Raw genomic sequence first — 16,401 nt, forward strand, 5'->3', positions numbered from 1 at the left:
CGGCACCGGCGGCACCGGCGGCACCGGCGGCACCGGCGGCACCGGCGGCACCGGCAGCCCCCGTAGCCACGGCGGCGGAACCCGGGTGCCGCAGAGCCCGCTGCCGGGTCTCGACCGCGTCCAGGAGCGTCACGGCGGCGGCGAGGGCCTGCGCCCGGCCGCGCTCGAAGCCGAGGGCGACGCCCGCCTCGTAGGACCGCGTGCGCAGGTCGTCGTCGAGGTGCCGGGCGAGCTGGAGCAGCGCGTCGCGGATGAACGTCTCGCGGCGGATCAGCCGCAGTTCGGGCGTGGCCCGCAGGTCGAAGGGTTCGCGGGCGCCGGTGACGCTCCGCATCAGCCGGGCCAGGGGCTTCAGGCTGCGGTGCCGGCGCCGGACCCGCCACCGCTCCTGGAGGTACTGGCCGGCGTGCGGGACGATGAAGCCGATCGCGACCAGTGTGGCGGCGATACAGGCGGCCGACGGGGCGATGTTGGTGTTCAGCCAGTCGAGGTCGTGCCCGGTCCAGCGGGCCCCGACGGCCGTCAGCTTGGCCGCGCTGAACAGCAGGTTCGTGACATAGCCGGCCCCCAGGAACCGAAGTCCCCAGCGCAGCCAGGCGTCCAGGCCCGTGGTGCGGCTCCAGTTCCACACGAGCCGGGCCGTGACCGAGCAGGCCACCGTGTGCGCGACCAGGTAGAGCAGGATCTCCTCGCGCATGTAGGGCGTGTTGGCGTAGTAGGTGTCCAGGTCCCGGATCTGCTCCACGGGCACGTCGGCCAGCGCGAAGAGCACCCACAGCGCGACGACCACACCCGCGTAGACGGAGACCACCCAGCGGGTCGCCCGCCGGGTCTGGGCCGAGCGCTCGCTGCGGCCGTTGCGCCAGGCGATGATCAGCAGCAGCCAGGACGCGGAGAGCGCGGTGAGCAGGGAGTACACCCAGGGCGCCGCGATGTTCGGCACGCCGGTGACCCGGTTGGTCCAGGCGATGGTCTTCGGGGCCGCGAAGACGAACACCGCGCAGGCGAAGATCAGCAGACCGCCGACGGCGCGCAGCAGCGGATCCCGCCACAGTTTGAGGATGCTGGGCAGCTTGATGGCGAGTGCCGCGCCCAGGACGACGGTGGGCAGCCAGAAGGAGACGTACAGCCCGTGGCTCACCGCGCGGTGCCCCTGCGTCCGCGATAGCCCAGGGTCCGCTGGACCGCGGCCGTCTCCCCGCCCGGGCCGGGGGCGCCCGGGCCGGGGGCGGCCGGTCCGGGGTCGGAGAGGTAGCGCCGGAAGCGGGCCGCCAGCCGGTGGCCGAAGTCGTCGGCCTCGGCCTCGTCGTCCTCGCGGGAGCCGTTGCGGGCGGCGACGGTCAGCGCGGGGGAGTCCCAGCCGGACCGGCCGGCCAGGACGCCCGCCGCCACCGTGCCGACGCCGTGGTGGTGGTGCCGGTGCCCGGCGTGCAGATGCCACAACTCGTGGCCGAGAATGACCAGTTGCTGCACGGCTTCGGCCCGCTCCTCGACGATGACCAGGTCGAAGTCCTGGAACTCCACCCACAGTCCGGTCACCTCGATCTCGTCGGGGAACCGCTCGAACCGCACCTCGACGGGCCGCCCGCCGCGCCGCGCGGACATCTCCTCGCACAGCGCCCGGCACACGTCCCGCACCCCGGCCGGCCGGCCGGGGCGTGCCCGCACCGCTGCGGAGAGATCGCCGGTCAGCTCGCGCATGGCCGGTCCGGTCCTCGCGCGCCGCAGCGCCGAGCCGATCCGGGCCGCCCTCCCGAGGGCGCCCGCGATGTCCATCAACTCCCCCTTCTCAACCGCCCTGCGGCAGCCTGTTCGAGCCTACGCGGCCGGTTGTGCTCACGTCACGAGAAGTTTTCACGGGGGTGTCGCGGGTGCGGTCGAGGGCCGTCGGGAACCACCGATAGAAAGCGCTGTCAGAGATCCCGTCAAAACCATTGACGGGCGGGCGCATCGATTTTACGGTCCCGTTCGAAGTTACGAGCGCAATTCGAAATGTCGAACGAAATGTCGAACCAACGAACGGCAGGGGCAAGGTATGGGACAACCTGGCCTGAATCGCAGGCAACTTCTCTCCGCCGCGGGCGGGTTGGCGGTGGCGGGCAGCTTCGGCTTCGCCGCACTCGGCACCGGAGCCGACGCGCTCGCCGCCGGAGCGCACACCCGGGTCCGCTACTGGAACCTCTTCCAGGGCGGCGACGGCGCCAACCAGGTCGCGATGGTGGACGCCTTCCGCGACGGGCACCCGGACATCGCGGTGAAGGACTCCACCCTCGCCTGGGGCGGCCCCTACTACACCAAGCTCGCCATGGCCGCCGCCGGCAACCGCGCGCCCGACCTCGGTGTCATGCACCAGGGCCGCATCCCCGGCTTCGCGCCCGGCCGCCTCCTGGACCCCTGGGACGTCGACCTCCTCGCCAAGTACGGCGTACGCGAATCCGACTTCAACCCGGTGCTGTGGCAACGCGGCATCGTGGACGGCGAGTTGTACGCGCTGCCGCTGGACATCCACGTCCAGCTGAACTTCTACCGCAAGGACGTCTGTGAGAAGGCGGGCCTCCTCGACGCCGACGGCCGCCTCCCCGCCGCCGGTTCCGCCGACGAGTGGTTCGACATCCTGAAGGCGGCCAAGGGGCAGTTGAAGAAGGGGCAGCAGACGCTCGGCCTGCACGCCAACGACCAGAACTTCTGCTGGTGGTTCTTCGTCGCCTTCTACCAGCAGCTCGGCGGCACCTACTTCGACGACGACCGGACGACCGTCACCTTCGACACCGACAGGGCCACCCAGGTCCTGGAGTTCTTCCGCAGACACGTCACCGAGGGCTACGTCACCGTCGGCGAGGCGGACGGCGAGGCCTTCCTCGCCGGTTCGCCGTTCACCTGGGAGGGTAACTGGTCGGTGCCCTACTTCAACGGCGAGAAGGTCGAGTACGGCGCCCAGCCGCTGCCCCCGGTCTTCGGCACCCCCGCCACCCACGCCGAGTCGCACTCCTTCGTCCTGCCCCACCAGGCCGGCCGCGGCGGAGACGCGGACGAGGGCGCCTACCAGCTCGCCGCCTACATGGTCACCCACGCCACCACCTGGGCCAACGGCGGCCATGTCCCCGCCTATCTGCCCACCTTCGAGGACCCGGCCTATCTGAAACTGGCCCCCCAGAGCGAGTACTCGCGCCCCGCCATGGACCACCAGGCCAACGAGCCACACATCTGGTTCGCCGGCTCCACCGGCATCCTCGCCCAGCGCGTCGGCCCGATCGTGGCCTCCTCCAACCTGGGCTCCGCCGCACCGGACGAGGCAGCCCGCCGGATGAAGTCCGCGCTGAGCCAGCTGCTGGCGATGCGGAACCCGATGGACGGCCGCACGGCAGCCCAGGAGCTGAAGGGAACGCGCGCATGAGCACGCTCGCGCACGCCGGGACGCTGTCACCGCGCACCGCGGTCGCCGCCGAATCGGCCCGCGCCCGCTGGGGCCGCCGCTTCCAGCACGGCGGCTGGTTCGTGGCCCCGTTCTTCGTCCTCTACGGCCTGTTCGTCATCGTGCCGGTCGTCCGCGGCCTCTACCTCAGCTTCACCGACGCCAACATCTCCGGCGACCACACCGGCTTCGTCGGCCTCGCCAACTACCGCGAGGCACTCAAGGACGACCTGGCCTGGGACTCCCTCTGGCACAGCGTCCAGTTCACCCTCTACGTGGTCCCGGTGATCGTCGTCGTGGCCCTGCTGATGGCGCTGATCGCCCATCACACCACGCACTTCAAGTGGCTGTGGCGGTTGTGCTTCTTCGCACCCTTCCTGCTCCCCTCCGCGGTCATCGGCAACCTGTGGTGGTGGCTGTTCCAGCCCACCAACGGCATGGTCAACCACGTCCTGGGACTGGACACCCCGTGGCTCACCCAGAAGTCCACGGCGATGCTCGCGGTCGTCGTCGCCACCCTGTGGTGGACGGTCGGCTTCTCCTTCCTCCTCTACCTGGCCGCCCTCCAGAACATCCCCCAGCACCTCTACGAGGCGGCCGAGTTGGACGGGGCGAACGCCTTCCAGCGGATGCTGCACATCACCGTGCCCAACCTGCGCAACATCACCGGCCTGATCTTCGCCCTGCAGATCCTCGCCTCGCTCCAGGTCTTCGACCAGGCCGTGGTGATGTACCAGTTCGGACCGGGGCCGGAGGAATCGACCCGCACCTTCGTGCAGTACACCCTCGAACAGGGCTTCACGAGCTACCGCGTGGGCTACGCCTCCGCGATCTCCTTCATCCTCTTCATCATCGTCGCGGCCGTCGCCCTCGGGCGGATGTGGCTGCTGCGCAACCGCGAGGAGGCCACGACCCGATGACCACGCAGCCGATGCAGCCGATGCGGCCGGCGCAGCCGAACCGTTCGACGCGGCCGACGCCCACCGACGCCTCGCTCCGCAAGCCGCGCGGTTCCTGGACCCCGGCCCAGATCGCCCTCACCCTGGTGGCGGCGGCCCTCTCCCTCGTCTGGCTGGCCCCGCTCGCCTGGGCGCTGTCGACGTCCCTCAAGACCCCCACCGAGTCGGTGTCGGCGCCGCACTGGATCCCGCGGGACTTCACCCTGGAGTCCTGGAAGGCGGTGATCCGGGCCGGCAACATCCCCAACTGGTTCGTGAACTCGCTGGTCGTGTCCGTCTGCGTCACCTTCATCGTCCTGGCGGTCGCCTCCCTCGCCGGATACGGCTTCGCACGCACGGAGTTCAGGGGCAGGTCGGCGCTGATGGCGCTGACGATGGCGGGCCTGATGTTCTCCCCGGCGATCCTCGGTGTCCCGCTCTTCACCACGGTCCAGTCGCTCGGCATGGTGGACACCTACTGGGGCATGATCCTCCCGCAGTGCGCGCCGGCGGCGATGGTCTACATCCTCTACAAGTTCTTCCAGTCACTGCCGAAGGAGCTGGAGGAGGCGGCCTTCATCGACGGCGCGGGCCGCTGGCGGATCTTCTTCACGATCGTCCTGCCCCTGTCGAAGCCCTCGCTCTCGGCGGTCGGCATCTTCACGTTCATCGCCTCCTGGAACAACTTCCTGTGGCCGTACATGGTGACCAACAACCCCGACCTGATGACCATGCCGAACGGCATCGCGACCGTGCAGAACGCCTTCGGCATCGTCTGGCCCCAGCTCATGGCCGGCGGTCTGCTGGCGGGTCTCCCGCTGATCGTCGTGTTCGTCTTCTTCCAGAGCCAGATCGTGCGGGGCGTGGCCCACACGGGTCTGGCGGGCCAGTAGACACCGGCTTCCCAGGGGCGCGGGGAACCGCGCGACCGGCCACAGACCCACCCGTAGCGGCCAACGGACAAGCACCCCCTCCCCGATCCTCGAAAGGCGTACATGCGCACCGCACGTCTCACCCTCGACCCCGCCTTCACCGTCGGCGAAGTCAACCCCCGCCTCTTCGGCAGCTTCGTGGAACACCTCGGCCGCTGTGTCTACACCGGCGTCTTCGAACCCGGCCACCCGACCGCCGACGAGGCGGGACTGCGCACGGACGTCCTGGACCTGGTCCGCGAACTCGGTGTCACCGCCGTCCGCTACCCCGGCGGCAACTTCGTCTCGGGCTACAAGTGGGAGGACTCCGTCGGCCCGGCCGAGGACCGCCCGCGCCGCCTCGACCTCGCCTGGCGCTCCACGGAGACGAACCGCTTCGGTCTCTCCGAGTACATCGCCTTCCTGCGGAAGATCGGCCCGCAGGCCGAGCCGATGATGGCGGTCAACCTCGGCACCCGGGGCGTGGCCGAGGCCCTGGAGCTCCAGGAGTACGCCAACCACCCGTCCGGCACGGCCCTGGCGGAGCAGCGCATCGCGCACGGCGACAAGGACCCCTTCGGCATCCGGCTCTGGTGCCTGGGCAACGAGATGGACGGGCCGTGGCAGACCGGCCACAAGACGGCCGAGGAGTACGGCAGGCTCGCCGCCGAGACGGCCCGCGCGATGCGCCAGATCGACCCGGCGGTCGAACTCGTCGCCTGTGGCAGTTCCAGCCAGTCGATGCCGACGTTCGCCGACTGGGAGGCGAAGGTCCTGACGGAGACCTACGACCTGGTCGACCACATCTCCCTGCACGCCTACTACGAGCCGCACGACGGCGACTTCGACTCCTTCCTCGCCTCGGCGGTGGACATGGAGTCGTTCATCGAGAACGTCGTCGCCACCTGCGACCACGTGGGCGCGAAGCTCAAGTCGAAGAAGAAGATCAACCTTTCCTTCGACGAGTGGAACGTCTGGTACCTGTCCAGGTGGGAGGAGCACGCCCGCACGGCCGACCCGGGCGACTGGCCGGAGGCCCCCCGTCTGCTGGAGGACAACTACAGCGTCATGGACGCGGTCGTCTTCGGTTCGCTCCTCATCGCGCTGCTGCGGCACGCGGACCGGGTGACGGTCGCCTGTCTCGCCCAGCTCGTCAACGTCATCGCGCCGATCCTCACCGAGCCGGGGGGCCCGGCCTGGCGGCAGACGACGTTCTTCCCGTTCGCGCAGGCGTCGAAGCACGGCCGGGGCACGGTCCTCGACGTACGCGTGGACTCACCGACGTACGAGACGGCCAAGTACGGCGAGGCGGACCTCCTGCACGCCACCGCCGTCCGCGCCGACGACGGCACGGTCACCGTGTTCGCGGTCAACCGCAGCCGCACCGAGGCGCTGCCTCTCCATATCGGCCTGACCGGCCTCGACCTGACCTCGGTCGTCGAACACAGCGTGCTCGCGGACGCCGACCCGGACGCCCGCAACACCCTCGCCGACCCCGAGCGGGTCGCCCCGCACGCGGCCGAGGGCACGGCGCTGACGGACGGCGGGCTGACGGCGACGCTGGAGCCGCTGTCGTGGAACGTGATCAGGCTGGCGTAGGCAGGCCCGGCCTGGCCCGGCAGGCCCGGTCCGGCCGGGCCGGGCGTACGGGGGTATCGCCGGCCGGGCGGGCACGACCGGGACCGGCACCGGGGCCTGTCCTGGGACAGTCCCAGGACAGGCCCCGGACAGTAGGACTGGACCGTGGCGGGTGCCAGGGAGTCCTCACCCATGATCCGAACCCGGCTCGGCGGTGCCGTCAGAGGTCGCTTCGGCTTTCGTGTGGAGGACCTCGCGGGCCTGCTCCGCGGCGCGCAGGGTGCTCTCGCTGACGAAGTCGACGAAGCGGGCGATGTTCTCGAGGCGGGTGCCTGCCGGGGTGTCGGGGCCGAGGATGCGGACGCCCTGCCGTGAGGTCTCGACGACCTGGGCGAGGGACCGGGCGCTGGCGACCGTCGCCTGGTACCAGACGTCGTCGTCGATGACGTAGCGCTCGCGGCGGCGGTCGTCGCGTTCCCGGCGCGCGAGGCCCTGGCTCTCGAGGAACGTGATCGCCTTGGAGATGGACGCCGGGCTGACCTGGAGGCGCTGGACGAGTTCGGACGCGGTGAGGCTGGCCGTGTCGGTGGTGTAGAGGCAGACCAGCACCCGGGCCATCATCTTGGGCAGGCCCGACTGTATGAAGACGGTGGTGAGCGTCTCCTCGTACTCGCGCACGGCCTCGGCGTCGCGTCCGTGGGCCGGTGGGGGCGCCCCCGCCCCCCGGGGCGCCGTCTGCCTGCGTTGGTGGGCGCGGCGTTCCGTGGCGCGGTGGGCCAGATCGGCGCGGTAGGCGGTGGGGCCGCCGTTGCGCATCACCTCACGCGTGACCGTCGAGGTGGGACGGTCGAGACCTCTGGCGATCTCCGCGTAGGCGAGGCCGTCGGCCAGCCCCGACGCGATCTGCTGACGTTCCTGCTGGGTGAGCCTGCCTCCCGGCATCGCGGTCTCCTTCGTGGTTCCTGGTCTCTCAGCATAGCGTTCACTTCCTAGCCATTGCAACGCTCCGCATGACTGTTGTTGCGTTAGATTTCGAGCCGTTGCAACGATTTATGCACTGTGAGCTGCAACTATGACGCTCCTGTGCAACGAGTATGTTGCCGGATAGCTGAATGCAACGTAGCGTTTTCTTCATCGGAAACAACGAACCGAAGGAGCGCACGATGAACAAGTTCGCCACCCCCGCCCCGGTCTCCGCCATCCTCGCCGTCCCCGCGGGCCGCATCCGGATCATCGCCGCCGACCGGGCCGACACCACGGTCGAGGTCCGGCCCGCGGACGCCTCGAAGAGCCGTGACGTGAAGGCGGCGGAGCAGGTCACCGTCGAGTACGCCGACGGCATCCTGCGGGTCGAGGCCACACCGGCGAAGAACCGGGTCCTCGGCAACTCGGGGTCCGTCGAGGTGACCGTCCAGCTGCCCGCCGGCTCCAGCGTCGAGGTGAAGGCGGCCGCCGCCGAGTTCCGGGGCGTCGGACGGCTCGGCGACGTCGCCTTCGACGGCGCGCAGGGCTCGGTCAAGCTCGACGAGGCCGCGAGCGCCCGCCTCGTCCTCCTCGCCGGTGACGTCTCGCTCGGCCGTCTGGGCGGCTCCGCGGAGATCAGCACCCAGAAGGGCGACATCCGGATCGCCGAGGCCATGCGCGGCACGCTCGAACTGCGCACCGAGGCCGGCGCGATCTCGGTCGGCGCCGCCCGCGGAGTCTCCGCCTCCCTGGACGCCGGCACCGCCTACGGCCGGATCGACAACGCGCTCCAGAACACCGACGGCGCCGCCACCGGCCTGAACATCCGCGCGACCACCGCCTTCGGTGACATCACCGCCCGCAGCCTCTAGTCCACCGCTCGCAGCCTTCGAAGGAGCCCCTCTCATGACCAGCTTGGCCATCGCGGCGAACGGGCTGCGCAAGTCCTACGGCGACAAGGTCGTCCTCGACGGCGTCGACCTGGCCGTGCCGCAGGGAACGGTCTTCTCCCTGCTCGGTCCGAACGGGGCCGGCAAGACCACCGCCGTCAAGATCCTCTCCACCCTCGTCACCGCCGACGCCGGTGAGATCCACGTCGGCGGCCACGACCTCGCCGCCGACCCGCAGGCCGTACGGGCCGCGATCGGCGTCACCGGCCAGTTCTCCGCCGTCGACGGCCTGATCACCGGCGAGGAGAACATGCTCCTCATGGCCGACCTGCACCATCTGTCCCGGCAGGACGGACGGCGGATCGCCGCCGAACTGCTGGAACGCTTCGACCTCGTCGAAGCCGCGAAGAAGCCCGCCTCCACGTACTCCGGCGGTATGAAGCGCCGCCTCGACATCGCCATGACCCTGGTCGGCGGCCCGCGCATCATCTTCCTCGACGAGCCCACCACCGGCCTCGACCCCCGCAGCCGCCACAACATGTGGCAGATCATCCGCGAACTCGTCTCCGACGGCGTCACCGTCTTCCTCACCACCCAGTACCTGGAAGAAGCCGACGAACTCGCCGACCGCATCGCCGTACTCGACGACGGCAGGATCGCCGCCGAAGGGACCGCCGAGGAACTGAAACGGATCGTCCCCGGCGGTCACGTCCGGCTCCGCTTCACCGACCCGGCCGCCTACCGGTCCGCCGCCTCCGCGCTGCGCGAGGCCACCGGGGACGCCGAGGCCCTCGCGCTGCGGATCCCCGGCGACGGCAGCCAGCGCGAACTGCGCTCCATCCTCGACCGCCTGGACTCCGCAGGCATCGAGGCCGACGAACTCACCGTGCACACCCCCGACCTCGACGACGTCTTCTTCGCCCTCACCGGCAACGCCAAGGTCCCCGACCAGCCGAGCGAGTCCAACCAGTCCAAGGAGACCGTCCGATGAGCACCCTTCCGGCTTCCACCCGCCCGACCCGGATCTCCCTGGCCGTCCGCGACTCGTCCACGATGCTGCGCCGCAACCTCCTGCACGCGCGCCGCTACCCGTCCCTCACCCTGAACCTGCTGCTCACGCCGGTGATGCTGCTGCTGCTCTTCGTCTACATCTTCGGCGACGTGATGAGCGCCGGCATCGGCGGAGCGGACCGCTCCGACTACATCGCCTACATCGTCCCCGGCATCCTGATGATGACCATCGGCGGCACCGTGATCGGGACCGCGGTCTCCGTCGCCACCGACATGAACGAGGGCATCATCGCCCGCTTCCGCACGATGGCGATCCACCGCGGATCGGTGCTCGTCGGGCACGTCATCGGCAGTGTGCTGCAGTGCGTCGCCGGCGTGGTCCTCGTCGGTGGTGTCGCCGTCGCCATCGGCTTCCGCTCCACCGACGCCACGGCCCTGGAGTGGCTGGCCGCGTTCGGACTGCTCGTGCTGTTCGCCCTGGCGCTCACCTGGATCGCCGTCGGCATGGGCCTGGCCAGCCCCAACGCCGAGGCCGCCGCCAACAGCGCACAGCCGCTGATCCTCCTGCCGCTCATCTCCAGCGCCTTCATCCCGGCCGACACGATGCCCGGCTGGTTCCGCCCGATCGCCGAGTACCAGCCGTTCACCCCGGCCATCGAGACCCTGCGCGGCCTGCTGCTCGGCACCGAGATCGGCGACAACTGGTGGATCGCGCTCGTCTGGTGCCTCGGTCTCGCGGTGCTCGGCTACCGCTGGTCGGCCTCGAAGTTCAACAGCGACCCGAAGTAGACGCCATGACAGCGCGGGCCGCGTCCCGCGGCTCGTCCCGCACCGGGGCGGCGTACTCCGACACCGCGTCGGCGTACGCCGCCCCGTCCGTGTCATCGGCCGCCCGATCCCTGACGGCACAATGGGCTCATGAGGATCTCGGCGCGGGCGGACTACGCGGTACGGGCGGTACTGGAGCTCGCCGTGCGGCAGGACGGTGACCCGGTGAAGGCCGAGTCGATCGCCGCCGTGCAGGACATTCCGCACAAGTTCCTCGAGGGGATCCTCGGCGACCTGCGGCGCGGTGGGATCGTCGACAGCCGGCGCGGCGGGGGCGGCGGCTACCGGCTGGCCCGCGACCCGGCGGCGATCACGGTCGCGGACGTGATCAGGGCGGTGGACGGCCCGATCGTGTCCGTGCGCGGCGAACGCCCGACCGGTCTCACCTACACGGGCTCGGCGCAGCCCCTGCTCCCGCTCTGGATCGCGCTGCGGGCGAACGTACGGCGGATCCTGGAGGGCGTCACGATCGCCGACATCGCGGCGGACGCCCTGCCGGACCCGGTGCAGGCGCTGGCGGCGGAACCGGCGGCCTGGGAGAACCCGTAGTGCTCCACACGGTGACGGGCCGCCGCTCCCCCCGCCGAGGAGCGCCTGCCCGTCAAGGTGTGGCAACACGCCTCAGCGGCGGGCGGCCGGGCGGCCGGGCGGCCGGGCGGCATGATCCGGACCCGCTTCTCGGCCGGCGCGCTCTCGATGTCGTCGAGCTGCGCGACGATCGTGCTCCGCAGGTCGTCGTAGTCCTCGAAGGTGTGGCCGTTGAACAACGTGTAACCCGTCCACATCAGGTTGGCGCACACCCGGGCCGGCACCCGGCCGGTGTGGGCGCCCATGCCGACCAGCGCCACCGACGCGATGCTGCCGGACGACTCCCTGTTCTGCCGGTGGATCGCCTGGAGCGCGGCGGCGCAGGCCAGGGCCACGTTCAGGGTCTCGCTCACGTTCTGCGAGGACTGTTATCCGAGGAGCAGCCCCTCGTGTCCTGACGCGGAGCGACCGGGTGTGAACGGGCCGTGGTGAATGGCCGGAGTTCGGGCTGGGCGCGCCCCAGCACTCTCCCTACGATGCGATCGCCCCGGTTCTTCACAGCAACTCCATTGATTCTGCACAGAGTTGCTGTGCCGAGCCGGACGCGCATCCACCCCCCACCGATCCGAACGAAGGACAGAGACCATGGCAAGTGGGCTGCTCCTGGGCGGTGCGGTCGCCGCTCTCATCACCGCGGCGATACCCGCGCACAACTCGTCCCCCGTGTTCGACAACCCGCCCCCGGACAAGATCGTCATCGACGTCGCCACGGTGAACGGGTCCGGCTGTCCCGCGGGTACGGCGGCTGTCGCCGTCTCCGAGGACAACACCGCCTTCACCGTGACCTACAGCGACTACCTCGCCCAGGTCGGCGGGAGTTCCAATCCCACGGCGTTCCGCAAGAACTGCCAGCTCAACCTGATCGTCCACGTCCCCTCGGGCTTCACGTACGCCATCGCCAAGGCGGACTACCGCGGCTACGCCTCGCTCCAGTCCGGCGCGAACGCCGTGCAGCGGGCCTCGTACTACTTCCAGGGCTCGTCGCAGACGGTCTTCAAGAACCACAACTTCAGCGGCTCCTACAACGACAGCTGGCAGGCGACCGACAGTACCGACTGGGCCCAACTGGTCTGGGCACCCTGCGGAGTTCAGCGCAACTTCAACATCAACACCGAGCTCCGGGTCAACGCGGGCACGTCCTCGCCGAGCAAGGTCAGCTTCATGACCATGGACTCGACCGACGGCGACCTCAGCACGATCTACCACATGGCCTGGCAGCAGTGCCCGGCTAAGTAGGCGGCTCGCCTCTGGACCCCAGGGTCACCTCGCCGCGTGGGCCACGAACTCGGCCCACGCGGTGGGGGAGAGGGTGAGAGCGGGGCCGCTCTTGGCCTTGGAGTCACGGACGTGGATCTGGGAGGGGCAGGTGGCGACTTCGATGCAGTTGTCGCCGGAGCCGCTGCTGTAGCTGGACTTGTGCCAGGACAGGGCTACCTCGACGCAGTCGCCGTCGCCGCCGCTGCTGTAGCTGCTTTTGAACCATGCCAGTTCGGGCGTGTTCATAGGTCTCCTCGCATCTGCCGCAACAGGCTCCTGGAGTCTTCCAGCGTAAGAGCCTGTGACCGCATCCTGGCATAGCGCGTGTGCAGGATGCTGATCTCTTTCGGGTCAGAGACGAGCAGGCCACCGCGCTGCCCTTCGCAGTAGGCGAACCACTTGTGTTTCGGGGTCTCCAGCAGTTGCACGGGGCCGTCGAGCCCTGCATGCGATCTCCGGATCACCGGCATGATCTGGATCTCGACGTTCCGCAACTCCCCAAGCCCCAGCAGGTGATCGATGGACTCGCGGGTGACGTCCGCCCCACCCGTCTGCCGCCGCAGTACGTGCTCCTCGATGATGAAACTGAAGGCGGTGTTCGGACACTCGCGAAGCAATCGCTGCCGCTCGGCTCGCGCGAGCCAGTTGGCCTCGATCTGCTCGTCGTCCATGAGCGGCAGCTGTTCGGTGAAAAGGTGTCGCGCGTACGCCTCGGTCTGCAACAGCCCCGGGACAACGCGGCACTCGTAGACGTAGAGAGTGATCGCCGTCTTCTCCAGCCCCGCCCAGCGTCGGAACCAGGACGCCAGTCCTGGTTGCCGTTCCAGGAAGCCGGCCGCGCTCCGCAGCGCGCCCGTGTTGCCGAGGGCCCCCTCCGCCGCCTCGACGAAGTCCTCGTCCGGCATGCGCCTGCCCAGCTCCACCGAGGCCACCGTGTGCTTGGAGAAGCCCACCCGGCTGCCGAAGTCCTCCCTGCTCAGTCCGTGATGCACGCGCAACGCCTGGACCACCGCCCCGAACGTTCGCATACTGTCCGACGACTCCGGCTCACCGTCGACCACCATGGCCACCTCCCACACCCATGGTCACGTTAGGTGATCGGTACTGTCCAGTCAGTAATCGCGTACGCTTCCGCAGCGTACGCGGCTCCGACCTGGTGAGCCCCCGGGGGAACCCGTCACATTGGCCCCATGACAGCACGCCCCTCCCCTCAACCCCTGCTCACCGTACGTATGTTCAGCCAGCGGTTCAGCGCGACCCCGCGCGGTGCCCGCCTGGCGAGGCATCTCGCGTTGCACCAGCTGCACGCGTGGGGCATCCCGTACGGCGCGGAGGTCTCCGACGCGGTCGCGGTGATCGTCGGTGAGCTGGCCGCCAACGCCGTCACCCACGGGCGGGTACCCGGAAGGGACTTCGAACTGCGGCTCTCCTTCCCGCCCGGGAGTGTCCGGATCGAGGTCACCGACACGCGCAGTGGGCCCTGCCCGCCCGGACCCGGTGCCGTACCCGAACCGCGTCTCCTCGACGAAGCCGGCCGGGGGCTGCTCCTCGTCGACGCGCTCGCCGCCCGCTGGGAGGTGGTGGACCGGGAGCCGCCGCCGGGCAAGACGGTGCGGGCGGAGGTCGACGTGCCCAACTGGCTGTCGCTGGCGAAGCGGTTGCCGGCGTAGGCGGGAACGCCGACCGGGCGCCACCGGTGGTTGTTCCGGTGGCGCCCGGCCGAACAGGGGAGGGTCATACGGTGAGGGTCGGACGGGGCGGCGCCTGGGTCAGCGCTCTACCCCGAGGGTCAGCGTCCCCGCGTACCCGGAGGACGTCGAGCTGCCCAGGGCCGTCAGGGTCAGGAGGCCGGAAGCGGCGCCTCCGTCGTCGTAGATGGAGTCCTGGGCGAGGGTGGTGCGGGTGACCGTGTTGGTCGAGTACGGGGAGACCTTCGCGACGGCCGTCGTGATCGTCTCGTTGAAGAAGAGCTGGCCGGTGTGGAGCTCCTGGCCGCCCGTGAAGGAGCCGTTCGAGGTCAGGGTGACGTTGACGTGGACCTTGACGTGGATGTGGATGCAGCGGCCCCGGTACCAGCCGGGATAGATCGTGGTGATGTTGGCGACGCCGCTGGAGTTGGTGAGGACTCCGCCGCGCAGGAAGGTGCCGTCGTCCGGTTCGTTGTGGCCGTTGTTGCCGACGAAGCCGGAGTACTCGCCGAGGGCGTCGGTGTGCCAGATCTCCACGAGGGCATTGGAGAGGGGCACGCAGGTGTCGTCGTCGACGACCGTGAGGGTCAGCTTGAGCGGGACGCCGACCTTGCCCTCGGTGACGTCGGCGCGGACGTACTGTCCGTCGAGGTAGTAGGGGCCTTCGGTCATCTCCTTCGTAAGGGTGCAGACGGCCGCTGCGGCGACGGGGACGGTGTCTGCCGTGTCGGCGGTGGGGGCCTCGGGCGTGGCAGCGGCGCCTACGGCCAGGGCCGCTGCGGTGGCGCCGGAGGCGACGAGTACGGTGCGGCGCGCGACGGAGGGGCGCGCATCTGAGGTGTCTGTCATGAGCACGACACCGTAGAAAGGGTTCCTGTCGACACACTGTCAGTTCGGCAAAGTGAGGATCCGTCAAGTTACTTGCAAGGCAAATACCGACTCGGGGACTGGAGCCCAGAGTCCGGAGCCCAGGGCCCGGAGCTTAGAGCCCGGAGCCCGGAGCCCAGGGACCGGAGCTTAGAGCCCGGAGCCCGGAGTCGGGAGCCCGGAGCCGGGTGTCGCGGGGTCGGGTGTCGCGGGGTCGTCGCAGGCCGACGTGCCGATTTTCGAAGACTTTCGGGTGTGCGTGCGGGTCATTGACGCGCAAGGGGTTCGATTCTACGTTCCCGTCCGACGACGCGACTGCTGTTCGATATCACGAACGGACAGCAAAACCCCACTGAAGGAGCGTCCGCATGAGCCGTACTTCCCGTATCTCCCCTGTATCGCGCACCTCCCGCACACCCCGTACCGCCGGTCCGGTCCGCACCTCCCGCACCTCCCACACGCCCCGCAGGTCCCGAAGGGCCGCGCTGCTCTCCGTCCCGGCGGCGGTCCTGCTCGCGCTGGTCCCCTCCACCGCCTCCGCGTACCCGAATCCCGGCACGGTCACCGGCTCCACGGTCGTGCACGACCCGACGATGATCCGCACCTCCGCCGGGCGCTACCTCCTCTACGCGACCGGCGGCGGCCTCTCCTACCGCACCTCCACCGACCGCGTCGCGTTCAGCGCGGGCGGGGACGCCTTCTCCACCCGGCCGGCCTGGTGGTCGTCGTACGGCACCACCGAGGCCTGGGCGCCCGACATCTCGTACCAGGGCGGCAAGTACCTGATGTACTACGCCGTCTCCACCTTCGGATCCAACAAGTCCGCGATAGGACTGGCCGGTTCGAGCACCGGACTCCCCGGCTCCTGGACCGACTACGGCACCGTCTACACCTCGACCACGTCGAGCGACTACAACGCCATCGACCCGAACCTCTTCGTGGACGACGACGGCAAGTGGTGGCTCTCGTTCGGGAGTTGGTGGACGGGGATCAAGATGATCCGGATCGATCCGTCGACCGGCAAACCGCTCGTGTCCGACACCGCCCGGCGCTCGATCGCCTCCCGCCCCACCGGGACCAAGGCCGTCGAGGCGCCCTACGTCGTCAGGCACGGCGGCTACTACTACCTCTTCGCCTCCTACGACACCTGCTGCGCCGGCACCGGCTCCACCTACAAGGTCAAGGTCGGCCGTGCCACCGCCGTCACCGGCCCGTACTACGACAAGAGCGGCGTCGCGATGACGAACAACGGCGGCACACCGGTCCTGGAGTCGCACGGCAGCGTCATCGGCCCCGGCGGACAGTCGATCACGCACGACACCGACGGGGACCTGATCGTCTACCACTACTACGACGGCAACGACAACGGCACCCCCAAGCTGGGGATCAACCTCCTGAACTGGAGCAGCGGTTGGCCGGTCGCCTACTGACGCCGCCGGTCGGCCGCCCGGGGCGGCAATCCGTGCGGGG

General features: G+C 69.8%; 18 protein-coding genes. 12 read left to right on the plus strand and 6 right to left on the minus strand.

Going from position 1 to position 16,401, the window contains the following annotated elements; all coding sequences use genetic code 11:
- Together ACFWBB_RS16780 and ACFWBB_RS16785 are read right to left on the minus strand one after the other, a co-directional pair.
- Positions 1 to 1,141: MAB_1171c family putative transporter (locus tag ACFWBB_RS16780; protein WP_385272061.1), on the minus strand; the 1,141-nt coding region annotated here is incomplete at its 3' end.
- A complete protein-coding gene (locus ACFWBB_RS16785) occupies positions 1,138 to 1,776 on the minus strand; it encodes a toxin-antitoxin system, toxin component family protein (protein WP_385272064.1) in 639 nt (212 codons plus the stop codon). The genes ACFWBB_RS16780 and ACFWBB_RS16785, both read right to left, overlap by 4 nt.
- A 259-nt stretch (positions 1,777 to 2,035) precedes the next feature.
- On the opposite strand from ACFWBB_RS16785, the gene ACFWBB_RS16790 reads away from it, so the two are divergent.
- The 4 genes from ACFWBB_RS16790 (at position 2,036) to ACFWBB_RS16805 (ending at position 6,860) form a co-directional block, all read left to right on the plus strand.
- The gene (locus tag ACFWBB_RS16790; protein WP_385272067.1) at positions 2,036 to 3,394 is read left to right on the plus strand and encodes an extracellular solute-binding protein; all 1,359 of its coding nucleotides are present in this window, start codon (positions 2,036 to 2,038) and stop codon (positions 3,392 to 3,394) included.
- Entirely contained in the window at positions 3,391 to 4,332 is a 942-nt protein-coding gene (locus tag ACFWBB_RS16795; protein ID WP_385272070.1) for a carbohydrate ABC transporter permease, read from the plus strand. The genes ACFWBB_RS16790 and ACFWBB_RS16795 overlap by 4 nt, the downstream gene beginning before the upstream one ends.
- A 20-nt stretch (positions 4,333 to 4,352) precedes the next feature.
- Positions 4,353 to 5,243 carry a carbohydrate ABC transporter permease gene (locus tag ACFWBB_RS16800; protein WP_385272286.1) on the plus strand — a complete coding sequence of 297 codons (891 nt, stop codon included), beginning with the start codon at positions 4,353 to 4,355 and terminating at the stop codon, positions 5,241 to 5,243.
- Positions 5,244 to 5,345: 102 nt separating this feature from the next.
- A complete protein-coding gene (locus ACFWBB_RS16805) occupies positions 5,346 to 6,860 on the plus strand; it encodes an alpha-N-arabinofuranosidase (RefSeq protein WP_385272073.1) in 1,515 nt (504 codons plus the stop codon).
- 165 nt (positions 6,861 to 7,025) lie between these two features.
- Here the strand turns inward: ACFWBB_RS16805 and ACFWBB_RS16810 are convergent, their stop codons facing one another.
- Complete coding sequence (locus ACFWBB_RS16810) at positions 7,026 to 7,781, minus strand: helix-turn-helix domain-containing protein (RefSeq protein WP_385272076.1); 756 nt, start codon at positions 7,779 to 7,781, stop codon at positions 7,026 to 7,028.
- Between the two features lie 221 nt (positions 7,782 to 8,002).
- Between ACFWBB_RS16810 and ACFWBB_RS16815 the strand changes: the two genes are divergently transcribed.
- The 6 genes from ACFWBB_RS16815 to ACFWBB_RS16840 all read left to right on the plus strand — a co-directional run bounded on the left by ACFWBB_RS16815 (position 8,003) and on the right by ACFWBB_RS16840 (position 12,355).
- Positions 8,003 to 8,674, plus strand: a complete 672-nt coding sequence (locus tag ACFWBB_RS16815; protein ID WP_385272079.1) for a DUF4097 family beta strand repeat-containing protein — start codon at positions 8,003 to 8,005, stop codon at positions 8,672 to 8,674.
- A 34-nt stretch (positions 8,675 to 8,708) separates the two neighbouring features.
- Positions 8,709 to 9,683: an ATP-binding cassette domain-containing protein gene (locus ACFWBB_RS16820; RefSeq protein ID WP_385272082.1), complete on the plus strand. Its 975-nt coding sequence runs from the start codon at positions 8,709 to 8,711 to the stop codon at positions 9,681 to 9,683.
- Entirely contained in the window at positions 9,680 to 10,492 is an 813-nt protein-coding gene (locus ACFWBB_RS16825; protein ID WP_385272085.1) for an ABC transporter permease, read from the plus strand. The genes ACFWBB_RS16820 and ACFWBB_RS16825 overlap by 4 nt, the downstream gene beginning before the upstream one ends.
- A 129-nt stretch (positions 10,493 to 10,621) precedes the next feature.
- Positions 10,622 to 11,080 carry an RrF2 family transcriptional regulator gene (locus ACFWBB_RS16830; protein ID WP_385272088.1) on the plus strand — a complete coding sequence of 153 codons (459 nt, stop codon included), beginning with the start codon at positions 10,622 to 10,624 and terminating at the stop codon, positions 11,078 to 11,080.
- Positions 11,081 to 11,362: 282 nt separating this feature from the next.
- Positions 11,363 to 11,551, plus strand: coding sequence for a hypothetical protein (locus ACFWBB_RS16835; protein ID WP_385272091.1), 189 nt, complete (start codon positions 11,363 to 11,365; stop codon positions 11,549 to 11,551).
- Between the two features lie 153 nt (positions 11,552 to 11,704).
- Complete coding sequence (locus ACFWBB_RS16840; RefSeq protein WP_385272094.1) at positions 11,705 to 12,355, plus strand: DUF4360 domain-containing protein; 651 nt, start codon at positions 11,705 to 11,707, stop codon at positions 12,353 to 12,355.
- A gap of 24 nt (positions 12,356 to 12,379) precedes the next feature.
- Here the strand turns inward: ACFWBB_RS16840 and ACFWBB_RS16845 are convergent, their stop codons facing one another.
- Together ACFWBB_RS16845 and ACFWBB_RS16850 are read right to left on the minus strand one after the other, a co-directional pair.
- On the minus strand, positions 12,380 to 12,622 hold the full coding sequence (locus ACFWBB_RS16845; protein WP_385272097.1) for a DUF397 domain-containing protein: 243 nt from the start codon (positions 12,620 to 12,622) through the stop codon (positions 12,380 to 12,382).
- Positions 12,619 to 13,440 (minus strand): helix-turn-helix domain-containing protein, encoded by an 822-nt coding sequence (locus tag ACFWBB_RS16850; protein ID WP_385272099.1) that lies wholly within the window; start codon positions 13,438 to 13,440, stop codon positions 12,619 to 12,621. Before ACFWBB_RS16850 ends, ACFWBB_RS16845 begins: the two co-directional genes overlap by 4 nt.
- Positions 13,441 to 13,566: 126 nt before the next feature.
- Here ACFWBB_RS16850 and ACFWBB_RS16855 point away from each other — a divergent pair, with 126 nt between their 5' ends.
- Positions 13,567 to 14,046 (plus strand): ATP-binding protein, encoded by a 480-nt coding sequence (locus tag ACFWBB_RS16855; RefSeq protein WP_385272102.1) that lies wholly within the window; start codon positions 13,567 to 13,569, stop codon positions 14,044 to 14,046.
- A 99-nt stretch (positions 14,047 to 14,145) separates the two neighbouring features.
- Here ACFWBB_RS16855 and ACFWBB_RS16860 read toward each other — a convergent pair whose 3' ends face one another.
- Positions 14,146 to 14,913, minus strand: coding sequence for an intradiol ring-cleavage dioxygenase (locus ACFWBB_RS16860; RefSeq protein ID WP_385272105.1), 768 nt, complete (start codon positions 14,911 to 14,913; stop codon positions 14,146 to 14,148).
- Positions 14,914 to 15,299: 386 nt separating this feature from the next.
- Between ACFWBB_RS16860 and ACFWBB_RS16865 the strand changes: the two genes are divergently transcribed.
- The gene (locus ACFWBB_RS16865) at positions 15,300 to 16,361 is read left to right on the plus strand and encodes an arabinan endo-1,5-alpha-L-arabinosidase (protein WP_385272108.1); all 1,062 of its coding nucleotides are present in this window, start codon (positions 15,300 to 15,302) and stop codon (positions 16,359 to 16,361) included.
- Positions 16,362 to 16,401: the final 40 nt, after the last annotated feature.

It is taken from the genome of Streptomyces sp. NPDC060000, from assembly GCF_042737375.1.
Lineage (GTDB): Bacteria > Actinomycetota > Actinomycetes > Streptomycetales > Streptomycetaceae > Streptomyces.